Below are 15,143 nucleotides of genomic sequence, written 5' to 3' on the forward strand. Positions count from 1 at the left end.
CCCATATTCCGGCCACCCAATGACGAATGTCAATCATTTGAACTGCCACCCCACCGCGGATCCGCCGGTCGTGGCCAGGAATGCATCTTTCGCCGCACAATGGAGGCGTGCCGCAGTTACACAGCGATGTCGACCAGATGGGCGCCAGCCTCGTGGTCCGACTCGACGGCGAGCTCTCCGCCCGGACGGCCCCTCAGGTCCGCACGATCCTGCTCAAGTGCCTGGCCGACCGCCCCGACGTTCTCGTCGTCGACCTGTCCCGGCTGACCGTGCGCGAATCGTTCGCCCTGTCGATCTTCCGGGCCGTGGCCAGGCAGGCCGCGCTCTGGCCCGGCACACCCATCGCGTACTGCGTCCCGCCGGCCGAGATGTCTGGCGTGTTCGCCGATCTCGGGCGGCCCGCCGTCTTCACCACCGTCGAGCAGGCGCTGGCCGCCAAGCCCCGCCAAAGCCTGCCGTCGCTGGGTGAGAGCCTGCTGCCGGTGGCCGGGGCCACGGCCCGGGCTCGTGCGCTGGCCGGCGAGGCGTGCGAGCGGTGGGAGCTGCCGCAGGCCTCGCCCTCGGCCCGGCTGATCGTCGGCGAGCTGGCCACCAACGCGATGGTCCACGCGCAGACCATGTTCGACGTGCGGCTCATCCTCGGCCGCCGCTATCTGCTGATCGCCGTGCGCGACGGCTCGCCGGCCGTTCCGCGCATCGACTTCGGCGAGCGGGACGAGGTCGCCACCGGCCGCGGGCTGATGCTGGTCGAGGCGGCCGCCGCGCGGTGGGGGAGTGTGCCGGCCGAGGGCGGCAAGGTGGTGTGGGCCGCGCTTTCCGTCCGGAACCGTGCGGACAATCTTGGTCCAATCGGGTGATGGTGCCGCGTTTTTCGGATCGTTTGCCGCAGAATCGATGACGGGCGAGCCGGTAGGACGGCGATGAAGGGGCCTTTCGAGGCACGCAAGCACGACGAGGGCGACGGCGTCGTCCGGATCTCCGTACACGGCGAGATCGACGAGGACGTCGGCTCCGCCCTGTCCCTGATCATCCGGAACGCGGCGGCCCAGGGCGGCCTCCGAGTGCTCGTGATCGATCTGGAGCGCTGCTCGTTCCTGGCCGCGGCCGGGGTGCGCAGTCTGCTCGACGGACGCCGGGCGGCCTGGGAGCGGGGCTGCGCCTACCGGGTCGTCAACGCCAACGGGATCGTGGCCCAAGTCCTCGAGGCGGCCGGCGTCCCGGATCTGACCCACCGGCTCGGCGTGGGCGCTGTGAGCCTTGACACATCGTGGTGGCTCCGAGAAGGGTTGTAACCCCGATCGAGGAGCTGGCGTGGCGACTTCCGACGATGTGAGCAAGGTGGCGCGGGCCTTCCCCACCCGCTATCTGCCCGGTCCCCAGATCCGGGACATGCCCGACGAACCGCGCGGTTACTGGCGGCTGATCGGCCCCGGCATCATCGCCGCCGGGGTCGGGCTGGCCTCGGGCGAGTTCGTGCTCTTCCCCTACATCGCCTCGCAGGTGGGGCTGGTGTTCGTGTGGGCCGCGCTGGTCGGCCTGATCACCCAGTACTTCATCAACATGGAGATCGAGCGGTACACGCTGGCCACCGGCGAGACCGCGCTCACCGGGTTCAGCCGCTACTGGCGGCACTGGGGGCTGTTCTTCGCGATCCTCACCTACTTCGCCAACCTCTGGCCGGGCTGGGTGACCAGTTCGGCCACCCTCACCACGTACATCTTCGGTGGCAACCGCACGGTGATCGCGGTCTGCATGCTGATCGTGATCGGCCTGATCCTGACGCTGGCGCCGGTGGTCTACGTCGCTCTCGAGAAGGCGCAGATGCTCAAGGTGGCCGCCGTGCTCACGTTCTTCGTGATCGCAGCCATCTTCGCCGTCGGGGCGTCCGCCTGGAGCGACCTGCCCCAGGTGGTCACCCAGCCCCGGCTGCCGATCGACGAGCTCGGCTTCGCGCTGCTGCTGGGCGCGCTGGCTTTCGCGGGCGCCGGTGGCGGGCAGAACCTGGTGCAGTCCAACTGGATCCGCGACAAGGGCTACGGCATGGGCAAGTACGTGCCGCGGCTGGTCAGCCCGGTCACGGGCCAGCCCGAGGCCGCCCCGAGCACCGGGTACGCGTTCGAGCCGACCCCCGAGAACCTGCGGCGCTGGCGCGGCTGGTGGAAATTCGCCAACATCGAGCAGCTCAGCACGTTCGTGGCCATCACCTTCGTCACGATCCTGTTCACCTCGCTGCTGGCCTATTCCACCGTGTTCGGCCGCGACGGGCTCGAGAACAGCATCGGCTTCCTCGAGGTCGAGGGCCAGGTGCTGGCCGACCGCGTCGGCTCCTGGTTCCAGTACCTGTTCTGGATCATCGGCGCGTTCTCGCTGTTCGCGGCCGCGCTCGGCATCGTCGACTACACGAGCCGCCTGGCGGCCGACGTCATCAAGACCTCGTACGCGCGAAACGCCAACGAGAGCAAGGTGTACGCCGGTCTGGTCTGGGGCCTGGTCGCGATCGGTATCGGCGTCCTGGTGGCCGGCTTCAGCCAGCCCATCCTGCTGCTGGTGATCTCGGCCGTGGTCGGCGGCTTCATGATGTTCATCTACTCGGCCCTGCTGATCCTGATCAACCGCCGCATCCTCCCCGAGCCCATCCGCGTCCGCGGCGTCCGCCTGGTCGCCCTGGTCTGGGCCTTCTTGCTGTTCGGCCTCCTCTCCGTCCTCACCTTCGCCGACCGCATCGGCGAACTCTTCGAGTAGCCGGAACGACCCGGCGACGGGTCCGGGCCACGACCGGCTCGAACCCGTCGCCGAGCCGGTCCTCGTCGTCCCGCCGTTGCCGCGGGTACGGTCTTCGGTGTGGCGGTCGAGGCGGTCGAGCAAGGTGGTTCCGTTGCCCGGCCGGCTGGGTGACGGTCGCCGACACCGGCGTCGGCTTCCCCGAGGTGCCGCCCGTCAGAAGCGGACCTCCGTCCCCCTGGTCCGACGGAGGGCGCGGTCTGTTCCTGATCCGGAAGCTGACGCAGAGCGTGCGCATAACTAACGGCGCGACCGGATGCACCGTCACCATCACCGTGGTTCTGCCGGCGCAGGGTCTTGCGGTCGCAGCCTGACCAGCTATTTGCTGGAATCGCGAGGCTGACATGACAAATGTTCGCGTATTACTCACCGAAGTCGAAAGAACACGTGTTCGAATTGCAGCAGTCTGATTCGTGTACTCGTCAGTATTTGCTGGTAGACAACAGTTGTGTCCGACAACTACTACGCCATCGTCTGCCCGCCACCTGACGTCGACGCGGACGGAACCGTGAGCGCGGCCGTGTGTCTGAGCGGAGAGTTCGACCTCGGCGCCGGCGACGATCTGCGGGCGGCGATCCTCGGCGTTGTCACCGGCGGGCGCGCGACGTCCGTGGTTGTCGACCTGACCAACGTGACGTTCATCGACGCGGCCTCGGTCGGCGTCTTGTTCGACAGCCGTTCCACCGCGCGGCGACGGCATGTCGAGTTTCGGATCACCGAGACGCGCGGCGTGGTGCGGCGCGTGCTCGACGTGCTGGACCCGACCGGCGTGCTCCGGCTGAATCGCCCGGACCGGCGCTCCGAGGGCTGACAATGCCTCCATGCGGGTGCGCGTGGAGCAGGTGTCGTCGCTGGTTTTCGACGACGGGATGCCGGTGCGGGCGGCCTCGGCCGTGGCCCCGTTCGGTGACGGGTGGCTGGTCGTCCAGGACGACGCGACCCATGCGGCCTGGGTGCGGGCCGGGTCGGTGACGCCGGTGCGAGTGGTCCCGGCGGTGGACGGACTCGAGGTGTTCAGCTCGGTTGCGGGCACCAAGCACCTCAAACCCGACTTCGAGGCGGCCGTGGCTGTGCCGTCGGGCGGTGTGCTGCTGCTCGGTTCGGGGTCGACTGCCGTGCGTACGCGGGTCGCCCTGGTCACTGCGGGCGAGCCGGTGGTGGCCGATCGGCCCGCGCTGTACGCCGCCGTCGCGGACTGCCTCGATCTGCCTGCCGGTCAGCTCAACCTGGAGGGCGCCTGCCTGGTCGGCGGGCGGATGCGGTGGTTCCAGCGGGGCAACCTGGTCGCCGGCGTGCCGAGCGCTTCGGTCGACGTCGACCTCGCGGCCCTGCTGGGCGCGACCGAGGCCGGGCCGTCCGCCCTGTCCGGCGTACGCCGGTACGACCTCGGCCTCGCCCGGGGCGTAGCCCTGTCGATCACCGACGCCGTCGCCTTGCCGGACGGGAAAGTGCTGGTCAGTGCCGCCGCCGAGGACACGCCCAACGCGGTTGACGACGGGCCGGTGGTGGGCGCGGCGCTGGCCCTGCTCGACGACGAGACAGTGGTGGCGGTGGCCGAGCTGCCGGCCGTCGACGGGGTCGTGCCCAAGGTCGAGGGGCTGGCCGTGCGCGAGATCCTTCCGGACGGGGTGCGGCTGCTGGCCGTGGTCGATGTCGACGACCCGCTCGTGCCGTCGCGGGCGTTGGAGATCACTCTGTGGTGGTGATGATCCGCCGTGAAGTGGGTAAACGCCGCACCATGAAAATCTGGCCTGGCTCGCCGTACCCGCTCGGGGCTTCCTACGACGGCGGGGGCACGAACTTCGCCCTGTTCTCGGAGGTGGCCGAGCGTGTCGAGCTGTGCCTGTTCGACGACGACGGCACCGAGACGCGGATCGACCTGCCCGAGCGGGAGGCGATGGTGTGGCACGGCTACCTGCCGCGGATCGTGCCGGGTCAGCGGTACGGCTACCGCGTGCACGGGCCCTACGACCCGGCGAACGGGCTGCGCGGCAATCCCAGCAAGCTGTTGCTCGACCCGTACGCCAAAGCCATTGACGGTCACAACGACTGGAACGAGGCGCTTTTCTCGTACCGGTTCGACGATCCGGACGCGTTCAACGACGACGACTCGGCGCCCTATGCGATGAGGTCGGTCGTCATCAACCCGTTCTTCGACTGGGCCAACGATCGCCCGCTGCGCATCCCGTTCCATCAGACGGTCATCTACGAGGCGCACGTCAAGGGCATGACCCAGCGCAATCCGCGCATTCCCGAGGACGTGCGGGGAACCTATTCCGGTCTGGCCCACCCGGCGATGATCGAGCACTTCAAGAAGCTGGGCGTCACCGCCGTGGAACTGATGCCCGTGCACCAGTTCGTGCACGACAGCAATCTGGTCGAGCGCGGCCTGCGCAACTACTGGGGTTACAACACGATCGGCTTCTTCGCCCCGCACAACGACTACGCCTCGTTCGGCGGCCGCGGCGGGCAGGTGCAAGAGTTCAAGTCGATGGTGAAAGCGTTGCACCGGGCCGGCATCGAGGTGATTCTCGACGTGGTCTACAACCACACCGCCGAGGGCAACCACCTCGGGCCCACGCTGTCGTTCAAGGGCATCGACAACCCGGCCTACTACCGGCTCGTCAACGAGGACAAGCAGTATTACTACGACACCACCGGCACCGGGAACAGCCTCAATGTGCGGCACCACGAATCGCTGCGGCTCATCATGGATTCGTTGCGGTACTGGGTGACCGAGATGCACGTCGACGGTTTCCGGTTCGACCTGGCGGCCGCGCTGGCCCGCGACTTCCACGAGGTGAACCGGCTGGCCGCGTTCTTCGACCTGGTCAATCAGGACCCGATCGTCTCGCAGGTCAAGCTCATCGCCGAGCCGTGGGACGTGGGGGACGGCGGTTATCAGGTCGGCGGTTTCCCGCCTCTGTGGACCGAATGGAACGGCAAATACCGCGACAGCGTACGGGATTTCTGGCGCGGCGAACCGGCGTCGCTCGGTGAGTTCGCGTCCCGCTTCGCGGGCAGTTCCGACCTGTACGAGATCGACGGCCGGCGGCCGATCGCGTCCATCAACTTCGTGACCGCGCACGACGGCTTCACCCTGAACGATCTGGTGTCGTACAACGAGAAGCACAACGACGCCAACGGCGAGGACAATCGCGACGGTGAGAGCCACAACCGGTCGTGGAACTGCGGGGCCGAAGGCCCGACCGACGACTCGGACATCGTCGGGCTGCGGGAAAGGCAGAAGCGTAATTTCCTGGCCACGCTGCTGTTGTCGCAGGGCGTGCCGATGATCGCGCACGGCGACGAGCTCGGGCGCACCCAGGGCGGCAACAACAACGTCTACGCCCAGGACAACGAGATCAGCTGGATCGACTGGGAGGACGCCCGCCACCACGACGTGCAGACCGTCTTCACCCGGCAGCTGACCCGGCTGCGGGCCGAGCACCCGATCTTCCGGCGGCGCCGCTTCTTCACCGGCGCCCCGGCCGGCGACTCGAACCTGCCCGACATCGCCTGGCTGCGGCTCGACGGCACGCCGATGCGGGACGAGGACTGGTCACCCGAGGCCTCGCGGACGGTGGCGGTGTTCCTCAACGGCCACGGCATCCCGGAGGCGGACGCGCTGGGCGAGGCCATCGTCGACGACTCGTTCCTGACCCTGTTCAACCCGTCGCCCGACGAGGTCGAGTTCAGCCTGCCCGACCCGGCCTACGGCCAGACCTGGGAGGTCGTGATCGACACGGCCGACCCGCTGCTGGCCAACGCCGGCACCCTCAAGGCCCAGGAGGGCGTACGGGTGCCGGCCCGCGCCATGCTCGTCCTGCGCTGCCAGTATTAGGGTCTGTTTCGCGGCGGGGGCGGGGCTGCGGCGAGGCCCAGATCCCGCCTGGCGGCGTCCCGTGAAAGCCCGGTTCCAACACCGGGAGCCGGACTTCCACGGGCCACCACCAGACGAAATCTGGACCGCGCCTCGCTCCCACCCCCGCCGCGAAACAGACCCTAAGCCTTGAACAGGCGTTCCTCATCGAGCGCCGAGGTCTGCACCACCAGCACGTCGCAGACCGCGTTGCGGACGACACCGGCCGGCGCCGACCCGAGCAGCTGACCCTGGCCGGCGCCGAGACCACGGTTGCCGACCACGATCAGGTTGGCCGGTTTGTTGCCGACGACGCCGAGCCAGAGCACCCCGACGAACGGGAACAGGAACAGGATGACCGCGATGGGCGGATGGACGACGATCGTGGTGACGTCGACGGGTCGCCCGGCAGTCGCAAGGCCTTGACCTGGGCGGCCGCCGAAGCCGCGGATCACGGTGCCGACCTGCTGGTGCTCAACGTCTGGGAGCACACCCTGCTGCCGCCGGCGGGCAGCGTCAGCGTGTCCGAGCGCATGGCCCCCGAGCCCAGCCAGGCCACCACCGACGAGCTGATCCAGGTGATCAAGGAAGAGCGGTGACCGTCGTCCGGTGAACGGCCAGGAAACTTAATATTTACGTGTGTCAATCTCCCGTGTCGGGGTCAAATGCGACATGATCTCACGTATCGACAAGTGTGAATGCTTGTCATCGTGGGGAGGAAACACGTGAGAGTTGCTGTCGCGCTGGCCGGCGCCATCGCCCTGGTCAGTGGGAGCCTGGTGGTCACCGCCACAAATGTGCAGGCCGCGCCGGTCACACCCGGCTCGTCCCTGCTCGACCAGGCCGGTTCGGCGATCAAGAAGTCCGGTCTCGACCGTTACGCGGTCCACAGCAGCAAGAAGGGAACTGTCCGTTACACCCGCACCTACGACGGACTGCGCGTCGCCGGCGGTGATCTGGTCATCCGGACCAGGAGCGACGGCACGTACGCCGGGTCCTCGGTCGGTCTGACCAGGCCGCTGACCCTGGCCACCAAGCCGTCGGTGACCGCCGACAAGGCGGCCGCGACGGCCAAGGGCGAGTTCGAGGGGTCGATCACCAGCACCGGGAAGCCGGAACTGTTCGTGGACGCGACCAGCGGCCTCGGCAAGCTGGCCTGGGAGACCGTGATCACCGGCTGGCAGCCCGACCGGCAGACGCCGTCGCGCTTCCACGTCATCTCCGACGCCCTGAGCGGCGCGGTCATCGGCTCGTACGACGAGATCGAGCACGTGGCCGGCACCGGCAACAGTATCTACTCGGGCGAGGTCGCCGTGGAGTCCACCGCGGCCGGCGCCTCGTTCAACCTGGTCGACCCGACCCGGGGCGGCGGGCTCACCTGCGACATGAACAACCGCACCTCGGGCGCCTGCGCGACGTTCACCGACGCCGACAACACCTGGGGCACGGGCGCGCCGGCCGACCGGCAGTCGGCCGCGGTCGACGCGCACTTCGGGGCCGCGGTGACCTTCGACTACTTCAAGGGCGTGCACGGCCGCAACGGCATCTTCGGCGACGGGCGGGGCGTGCCGTCGCGGGTGCACTACGGCAGCAACTACGTGAACGCGTTCTGGGACGGCGCCCAGATGACCTACGGCGACGGCACGGGCAACGCCAAGCCGCTGGTCGCGCTGGACGTGGCCGGGCACGAGATGTCGCACGGCGTCACCGAGAACGTGGTGCCGGGCGGGCTGACCTACTCCGGCGAGTCGGGCGGCCTGAACGAGGCCACCAGCGACATCTTCGGCAGCATGGTCGAGTTCCACGCCGACACCACGGCCGACGCCGGCGACTACGACATCGGCGAGAAGATCGACATCAACGGCAACGGCTCGCCGCTGCGCTACATGTACAACCCGACGCTCGACGGGCGTTCGCACGGCTGCTGGTCGACCAGCACGCGCAGCGTGGACGTGCACTACTCGTCCGGCGTGGCCAACCACTTCTTCTTCAACCTGGCCGAGGGCAGCGGGGCCACCCCGTACGGAACCTCGCCCTTGTGCGGTGCGGCCGACCCCGTGACCGGCATCGGCCAGGAGAAGGCGGCCAAGATCTGGTTCCGGGCGCTCGACTCGTACTTCGTGTCGAACACCGGCTACGTCAACACCGCGAACCCGGGCAACACCGCGCGGGCCTACTCGCTGTCGGCCGCCGGCGACCTGTACGGCTTCTGCAGCGCCGAGTACAAGGCCGTGCAGACGGCGTGGACCTCGGTGAACGTGGCCGGTACGGACGAGCAGTGCTCGACCGGCAACGACTTCTCGGTCACCCTCGCGCCGGCTGCTGTGGCCCTCGGCCCGGGCGAGTCGGCCACCGTCACGGCGACCACCGCGCTCGTCAACGGCGAGGCCGAACCGGTCACCTTCACTGCCGGTGCCACCCCGGCCGGCGTGACCGTCACGTTCGAGCCGGCCACCGTCACCGCGGGTGAGTCGACCACGATCACGGTGAGTGCCGACGCCACGGCCGCCCGGTCGAGCGGACCGGTCCGGATCACCGCCACGGCCCCGTCGGTCACCCGCACCCGGGACCTGGCCGTCACCGTCAACAGCGGCGCCAAGTGCGCGGGCACCAACGCCACGGTGGTGCCGATCCCCGACAACTCGACGGTAACCAGCTCCATCACCGTCGACGGGTGCACCGCCGCCCCGTCCACGACCAGCGGCGTCGAGGTGCACATCCGGCACACGTACATCGGTGACCTGGTGGTCAGCCTGGTCGCGCCCGACGGTTCGGCCTACGTGCTGCACAACCGGGCCGAGGGCAGCACCGACAACATCGACAAGACGTACTCGGTCAACCTGGCCGGCGAGACGGCCGACGGCACCTGGACCTTGCGGGTTCAGGACGCCGCCAACCTCGACACCGGCAGCCTGACCAGCTGGACCCTCTCCCTGTGACCGATCGCCTGTCTCCCGGGCCGGCCGCCCGGGAGACAGGCGCTCACCGAGGGTCGGTGACCCGGCCCAGGAACAGGATCGTGCCGGTCTCGCGGTCGGAGATCGTGAACAGGAACGGCCGGTCGACCCGGAACTCGATCGTGTCCATCCGGGCCGAGGTCACCATGACCCCGCCGGTGACGGCCGCGGCCTCGGTTCCGGCCTCGTCAACCCTTATGTACGTCTTCTGGACCACGCTGCCGACGGCCGGGGCGGCCGGCGACATCGGGCGGAAATCGGCGCGGCCCGGCATGAAGGCGGTGCGCATGCCGAGCTGCTCGAGCGGCTTCCTCAGACCGGCCGACCAGCGCAACTCGAAGCGCGGCAGAGCCAGCTCGTCGATCGTGACCGGGGCCAGGCTGTCGACGGCGGCCCGCCACTCGGCCGCGTCGAGCTCGGGTTCCCCCTTGTCAGGTAGCACGATCTCCATGCCGAACCGCTCGTCCTCGCCGTAGGGCAGCCGGATCATGCGATAGCCGGCCCGTTGCGTGTACGGGAAGGTCCGATCCCGCAGGTGCATTGTCGGGACGTCGACCGGGCCACCGGGGGTGGCGAACGACACCGGGCGGGTGTCGGCCTCGTCGAAGCTGGTCGTCCACCGGCCCAGGAAGTACACCGTGTTGAGCAGCACGAGCACCGCCTGCGGGTCGGGCAGCCCCAGATCCCGGGCGATCCCCTCGATGCGCCCGTTGGTGTTCTCGCGCACCCACTCGTCCATGGCCTCGGCCGTCTGCGGCGAGGCGAGGTCGGCCTGTTCGAGGGTGGCCCCGAACGTACGGCGGACGAATTTCACATAGTCGTCCTCGAGCGGGCCGTCGCTGTAGAGCGCGTTCGCCACCGACAGGGTCACCTCCTCGGTGTCGGCCAGCTCGCGCAACAGGGCGCCGACCCGGGGATCGCGGCCCGGCCGCAGGCCGAGCACATGGGCCATCTCGGTGGCGGTGTCGCCGTCGGCGCCGGCCGAGATCATGGCCAGCAGCAGGGCGGCCGACAGGGGCGACGTGACGGTGTTCGACCCGTCGACGGCCACGGCGTCGAGCAGGTCGAACGCGAACTTGTCGACGGCCCGGCCCACCTCGCCGGCGTCGGCCGGGGTGAGCTCGTCGACGAGGTCGGCATCGATGCGGGCGGCGTCGCCGGGCGGGGTCCTCCCACCGCAGGCGGAGGCCAGGAGCAGGCCGCTGATCAGGGCCGCGGCGGTCAGGAGACGGATCACATCTCTTCGACGGCGAGCGGGCGCCAAGGGTTCCCGGGCACTTGAGAGGCTTTTCACCTTTGGCCCTTCGGGCTTGGCCGTACGGGGCCCGGGGTGGCTACCGTCGGCCCGGTCCACGAACGTGGACGCCCCGGGCGGAACGCCGAGTCCTTGCCGCCGCCCCGCGGGAAACGAACCCAGGCATGGAGCGGGGGAACCACACGTTCCTCGGCACGCCGACGCGTGCCTCGGGGTGAAGCCGCCACGTGCGGCCGGGCGCCTCGGCCCGAACCCGACAGCTCACCTCGCAGGCGTGGAGGTAGCTTTCTCATGGCAATTGCACAGAAGACCCGGGTCGCGCTCGGACTGGCCGCCGCTGGTGTGGCCGGCGCGGTCAGCCTGATGGGCCCGGCCGCCCCGGCTCAGGCCGCGGTGAACTGGGACGCCATCGCCAAGTGCGAGTCCGGTGGCAACTGGAGCATCAACACCGGCAACGGCTACTACGGCGGCCTGCAGTTCAGCCGCAGCACGTGGAAGGCCTACGGCGGCACGAAGTACGCCTCGACCGCCAACAAGGCGACCAAGGCCGAACAGATCAAGATCGCCGAGAAGGTGCTCAAGGGTCAGGGCATCGGCGCCTGGCCGACCTGCGGCAAGAAGGCCGGAGTCAAGACCACCGCCAAGAAGTCGACGGCGGCCAAGAAGGCAACGGCCGCCAAGAAGTCGACGGCCAAGGCCACGGGCAAGCACTACGTCGTCCGCTCCGGCGACACCCTGGCCAAGATTGCCGCCAAGAACCACGTCAAGGGCGGCTGGAAAACCCTCTACCAGCTCAACAAGTCGATCCTGGACAGCCCGAACCAGATCTTCCCCGGTCAGCGCCTGGCGCTCTGATTCACGTGATCCCGGCCCGGCCCGATTGTGGACCGGGCCGGGATCATGAATTGTCGCCGGTCATTCGAATTCAGATCTTGAATGAATATCGTCGTTGATCTCGGTCATTTATGTGATCGTTGTGCAAGGTGCTCGATTCTGTAACACTGTGGTAGCCGGGCGTGGCACTCGATAATTGTGATCCTTTTTAGACGGGGGTCGTGAGTTGGCGCGGAAAAGATCGAGCTCGGCCATCGTATTGCCTGATGGGAGGCCTTCTCACCGGCCACCGGCCACGTGAGATGACAGCCCCCGACAGGGCCACCGGCCCCGCTCCGGCGGAAAGTGACACCTGGCCCGATGTGACTATCGGGATCATCGCCGCCTTGGCGATCGAGGGAGCGGCAATGCGCACGTTAATGGCCGGCCCGCGCACCGTTCGCATGATCGACGACCCCAATCAATACCGCATGGGCCACCTCGACAGCGCGGAACCCGGCCGTCCCCACCGTGTGGTGCTGGTGACGCTGGCCGAGGACAACACCCGCAACGCGGCCGCGACGTGCACCGACATGCTGCGCAGCTTCCCGCACATCCGCTGCGTGATCATGGTGGGTATCGCCGGTGGTGTGCCGTCCCCGCGCCGGCCGCGGCAGCACGTCCGCCTGGGCGACGTCGTGATCGCGCTGGACGGCATCGTGGACTACGGCCACGTACGCCAGGGCGCGGACGGGGCCGAGGAACGCCGCCCGGTCGGCGGGATAGCGATGGACCTCAAGCGCATCGCCCACCGGATCGAGGAGGACCAGATCCTCGGCGCCTCGCTGGACTGGGCCCGGCTGCTCCTGCCGCCCGACGACTACCCGATGGCCGTCTTCGCCCGGCCCGCCGAGACCACGGACCAGTTGCATCGCGGCCGCCGGGTGATCCCGCACCCGCAGAGGAACGAGTCCGGCCACCCCGACGGCGAGCCCAAGGTCCACTTCGGAGCCATCGGCTCGGCCGACGTGCTGCTGAAGAACGGCGCGCTGCGCGACCAGTTGGCGGAACGTCACCGGGTGCTGGCCTTCGAGATGGAGACGGCCGGCGTCGCCGCGGGCGTGGCCAACCGCGGGGTCAACTGGTTCGTCGTCCGGGGCATCGTCGACTATTGCGACGAGTTCAAGAACGACCTGTGGCACCAGTACGGCTCGCTGGTCGCCGCCGGGGGAGTGCGGGCCCTCCTGGCCCAGTGCCCACCTTTCCCGGTGTGGCGGCTCGAACGCGACGGCGCCCGCCGGCTGCTCCCGGATCCCGAGATGGACCGGCTCCGGGAGTATCTCGGCCAGGCCGCGGGGGTCGACGGCGTGGCCGCCTGGCAGGCCGCCGTCGGCGGCCTGGCGCCGCCGCCGGCCGACCACGAGTCCCTGGTCGAGATGGCGGCCCGGCTGGCCGCCCGCAACGCCGGCCCCGACCGCATCCCGCCGCTGATCCGCTTCGCCGAACACGTCGCCGCCCGGGCCGCGCACCGGCTCGGCGGCCAGATGCGGGCCTGGACCGACCGGGTGGCCCGGCAGATCCTGCAGATCGGCGAGCTCATCCCCGCCTACCGGCAGTCCGTCGACGAGACCGTGGCCCGGGAACGGGGCGCCGGCCGGCCGCCGATCCGGCCCTGCCTGCTGATCCAGATCGAGCGCGACGGCATCGAGAGTGGTCGCTGCGAGGTCCGGTACTGGATCCAGCGGCGCCTGCGGCACTGGGACCCCGAGCCCAGCGATCCCCAGCAGACCACGTTCCGCGAGCTCGAACGCGTGCTGCAGCAGGCGATCCGGCATGCCGAGTCGAGCTGGCACGACCTCGACGAGCCGGTCGGGATCGAGCTGCTGCTCCCCGTCGATCTGCTCAACACGGCCGTCGAGTGGTGGCACACCGAGCTCGGCTCGGCCGCGCCGGTGCCGCTCTGTCTCGACTACCGCGTGGTGGTGCGCAGCCTCGACCGCATGCGCGCGCCGCACCGGCACCGCGTCTGGAACCAGCGCTGGCGCTCGCTCTGGCAGAACCCGCGGCCGCCCCGGGTGCAGCAGGGCCGGTCGGACGCGGACAAGGAAGGGCTCGGCCCGTGGACCGCCCGGCTGCGCGAGAACCTCGACGTGACCGCGGTCGTGCTGGGCGCCTCGCCGGAGGAGGAGGCGGGCGGCCAGGAACTCCAGTCGGCGCTGCGCGCGGGCATCCCGGTCATCCTGTGGGACCACCGGCCGGGCGCCCTCGCGTCCGAGATGGCGCAGCTGCTCGGCCGGGTGACCGCCGTGCCGCCGGGCGAGCTGATCGACCGGGTGCACGCCCTGCGCCACAACGCCGGTCTGCTCGCCTCGGCCGCGCAGCACCGGCATCCCGGCCGCCATCTGGCCGTGCTCTGGGACGACCCGGACCGCAACGTCTACGACACGGGGGCTCAGCCATGACGATTCCCGAGCAGCCACCGGGCTGGTGGTTCTATCGCGGCGACGGCATCCCGGCGCCCGGCGACGAGCGGCTGCGCCTGCCCGACCCGCCGGCCTGGCGGACGTTCGACGGGGGACCGGTTCAGGCCCCGCCGCCCGAGGACGACGCCGACATCAGCCGCAAGCTCGGCCGGTTCGACACGCTGCCGGTGCGCCGGGCCTCCCGGGCCGAGTGCGACATGGTGAACGCGGCCCTGTGGCTGCGCCGGCCGCTGCTGGTGACCGGCAGCCCCGGTACCGGCAAGTCGGCCATCGCGTTCCGGATCGCCCGGGAACTGCGTCTGGGCCGGGTGCTGGAATGGTCGATCACCAGCCGCACCACCCTGCGCTCCGGCCTCTACGAGTACGACGCGATCGGCCGGGCCCAGGACTCCCGGTCCGGCCCGGGCGGTCCGGCCGGCATCGGTGACTTCATCCGGCTGGGCCCGCTCGGCACGGCCCTGCTGGCCTACGAACGACCCCGCGTCCTGCTCATCGACGAACTCGACAAGAGCGACATCGACCTGCCCAACGACCTGCTCCACATCCTGGAGAACGGCCACTACACGGTGCCCGAGCTCGTGCGGGTGAGCAGCCGCCAGCCCCAGAGCTCGGTCTACACCGACGACTCGGACCGGATGGCCGCGATCCACGAGGGACGGGTGCTTTGCCGGGCCTTCCCGATCGTGCTGATCACCAGCAACGGCGAGCGGGACTTCCCGCCCGCGTTCCTGCGCCGGTGCCTGCTGCTGAACCTGCCCGCCCCGGGCCCGGAAGACCTGGCGGCCATGGTCAAGGCCCAGCTGCCGGCCCTCGAGAACGGCCAGCGGCAGTTGATCGACGACTTCCTGGCCCGCCCGGCCGACGACTTCCTGGCCCGCGACCAGTTGCTGAACGCGGTCTACCTGACCGCTTCGGGGGTCTACGACCACGACCGCGAGGCCTGGCAACGGCTCGTCACCGACATCTGGCACTCGCTGTCGCTGGAGAGATAG

13 protein-coding genes and 1 riboswitch are annotated in these 15,143 nt (G+C 69.5%); of the genes, 11 read left to right on the plus strand and 2 right to left on the minus strand.

What is annotated here, in order from left to right; genetic code table 11:
• Window positions 1-107: 107 nt before the first annotated feature.
• The 6 genes from M1L60_RS14050 to glgX all read left to right on the plus strand — a co-directional run bounded on the left by M1L60_RS14050 (window position 108) and on the right by glgX (window position 6,625).
• A complete protein-coding gene (locus M1L60_RS14050) occupies window positions 108-857 on the plus strand; it encodes an STAS domain-containing protein (protein ID WP_253237836.1) in 750 nt (249 codons plus the stop codon).
• A gap of 63 nt (window positions 858-920) precedes the next feature.
• Window positions 921-1,292 (plus strand): STAS domain-containing protein, encoded by a 372-nt coding sequence (locus tag M1L60_RS14055; RefSeq protein WP_253237837.1) that lies wholly within the window; start codon window positions 921-923, stop codon window positions 1,290-1,292.
• A gap of 19 nt (window positions 1,293-1,311) precedes the next feature.
• Entirely contained in the window at window positions 1,312-2,742 is a 1,431-nt protein-coding gene (locus M1L60_RS14060; protein WP_253237838.1) for an Nramp family divalent metal transporter, read from the plus strand.
• Window positions 2,743-3,229: 487 nt separating this feature from the next.
• Complete coding sequence (locus tag M1L60_RS14065; protein WP_253237839.1) at window positions 3,230-3,592, plus strand: STAS domain-containing protein; 363 nt, start codon at window positions 3,230-3,232, stop codon at window positions 3,590-3,592.
• 10 nt (window positions 3,593-3,602) lie between these two features.
• Window positions 3,603-4,487 carry a DUF6910 family protein gene (locus tag M1L60_RS14070; RefSeq protein ID WP_253237840.1) on the plus strand — a complete coding sequence of 295 codons (885 nt, stop codon included), beginning with the start codon at window positions 3,603-3,605 and terminating at the stop codon, window positions 4,485-4,487.
• A gap of 32 nt (window positions 4,488-4,519) precedes the next feature.
• The gene (gene glgX, locus M1L60_RS14075) at window positions 4,520-6,625 is read left to right on the plus strand and encodes a glycogen debranching protein GlgX (RefSeq protein ID WP_253237841.1); all 2,106 of its coding nucleotides are present in this window, start codon (window positions 4,520-4,522) and stop codon (window positions 6,623-6,625) included.
• 161 nt (window positions 6,626-6,786) lie between these two features.
• Here glgX and M1L60_RS14080 read toward each other — a convergent pair whose 3' ends face one another.
• Window positions 6,787-6,972, minus strand: a complete 186-nt coding sequence (locus M1L60_RS14080; protein ID WP_253237842.1) for a universal stress protein — start codon at window positions 6,970-6,972, stop codon at window positions 6,787-6,789.
• Window positions 6,973-7,014: 42 nt separating this feature from the next.
• Here M1L60_RS14080 and M1L60_RS14085 point away from each other — a divergent pair, with 42 nt between their 5' ends.
• Both M1L60_RS14085 and M1L60_RS14090 read left to right on the plus strand, forming a co-directional pair.
• The gene (locus M1L60_RS14085; RefSeq protein WP_253237843.1) at window positions 7,015-7,242 is read left to right on the plus strand and encodes a universal stress protein; all 228 of its coding nucleotides are present in this window, start codon (window positions 7,015-7,017) and stop codon (window positions 7,240-7,242) included.
• A gap of 126 nt (window positions 7,243-7,368) precedes the next feature.
• A complete protein-coding gene (locus M1L60_RS14090; RefSeq protein WP_253237844.1) occupies window positions 7,369-9,582 on the plus strand; it encodes a M4 family metallopeptidase in 2,214 nt (737 codons plus the stop codon).
• A 43-nt stretch (window positions 9,583-9,625) separates the two neighbouring features.
• Here the strand turns inward: M1L60_RS14090 and M1L60_RS14095 are convergent, their stop codons facing one another.
• Entirely contained in the window at window positions 9,626-10,837 is a 1,212-nt protein-coding gene (locus M1L60_RS14095) for a serpin family protein (RefSeq protein WP_253237845.1), read from the minus strand.
• Window positions 10,838-10,998: 161 nt separating this feature from the next.
• Window positions 10,999-11,144, plus strand: a riboswitch (cyclic di-AMP (ydaO/yuaA leader).
• Between the two features lie 2 nt (window positions 11,145-11,146).
• Here M1L60_RS14095 and M1L60_RS14100 point away from each other — a divergent pair.
• The 3 genes from M1L60_RS14100 to M1L60_RS14110 all read left to right on the plus strand — a co-directional run bounded on the left by M1L60_RS14100 (window position 11,147) and on the right by M1L60_RS14110 (window position 15,143).
• The gene (locus M1L60_RS14100) at window positions 11,147-11,710 is read left to right on the plus strand and encodes a LysM peptidoglycan-binding domain-containing protein (RefSeq protein ID WP_253237846.1); all 564 of its coding nucleotides are present in this window, start codon (window positions 11,147-11,149) and stop codon (window positions 11,708-11,710) included.
• A 386-nt stretch (window positions 11,711-12,096) separates the two neighbouring features.
• The gene (locus M1L60_RS14105; protein ID WP_253237847.1) at window positions 12,097-14,130 is read left to right on the plus strand and encodes a VMAP-C domain-containing protein; all 2,034 of its coding nucleotides are present in this window, start codon (window positions 12,097-12,099) and stop codon (window positions 14,128-14,130) included.
• Window positions 14,127-15,143 (plus strand): AAA family ATPase, encoded by a 1,017-nt coding sequence (locus M1L60_RS14110; RefSeq protein WP_253237848.1) that lies wholly within the window; start codon window positions 14,127-14,129, stop codon window positions 15,141-15,143. The genes M1L60_RS14105 and M1L60_RS14110 overlap by 4 nt, the downstream gene beginning before the upstream one ends.

This window comes from Paractinoplanes aksuensis (genome assembly GCF_024137025.1).
Lineage (GTDB): Bacteria > Actinomycetota > Actinomycetes > Mycobacteriales > Micromonosporaceae > Actinoplanes > Actinoplanes aksuensis.

What these genes read in the sequence shown, in the direction of transcription:
- M1L60_RS14055 (WP_253237837.1), top strand. Translation starts at nt 921, where the DNA reads ATGAAGGGGCCTTTCGAGGCACGCAAGCACGACGAGGGCGACGGCGTC.
- M1L60_RS14070 (WP_253237840.1), top strand. Translation starts at nt 3,603, where the DNA reads ATGCGGGTGCGCGTGGAGCAGGTGTCGTCGCTGGTTTTCGACGACGGG.
- glgX (WP_253237841.1), top strand. Translation starts at nt 4,520, where the DNA reads ATGAAAATCTGGCCTGGCTCGCCGTACCCGCTCGGGGCTTCCTACGAC.
- M1L60_RS14085 (WP_253237843.1), top strand. Translation starts at nt 7,015, where the DNA reads ATGGACGACGATCGTGGTGACGTCGACGGGTCGCCCGGCAGTCGCAAG.
- M1L60_RS14100 (WP_253237846.1), top strand. Translation starts at nt 11,147, where the DNA reads ATGGCAATTGCACAGAAGACCCGGGTCGCGCTCGGACTGGCCGCCGCT.
- M1L60_RS14105 (WP_253237847.1), top strand. Translation starts at nt 12,097, where the DNA reads ATGCGCACGTTAATGGCCGGCCCGCGCACCGTTCGCATGATCGACGAC.
- M1L60_RS14110 (WP_253237848.1), top strand. Translation starts at nt 14,127, where the DNA reads ATGACGATTCCCGAGCAGCCACCGGGCTGGTGGTTCTATCGCGGCGAC.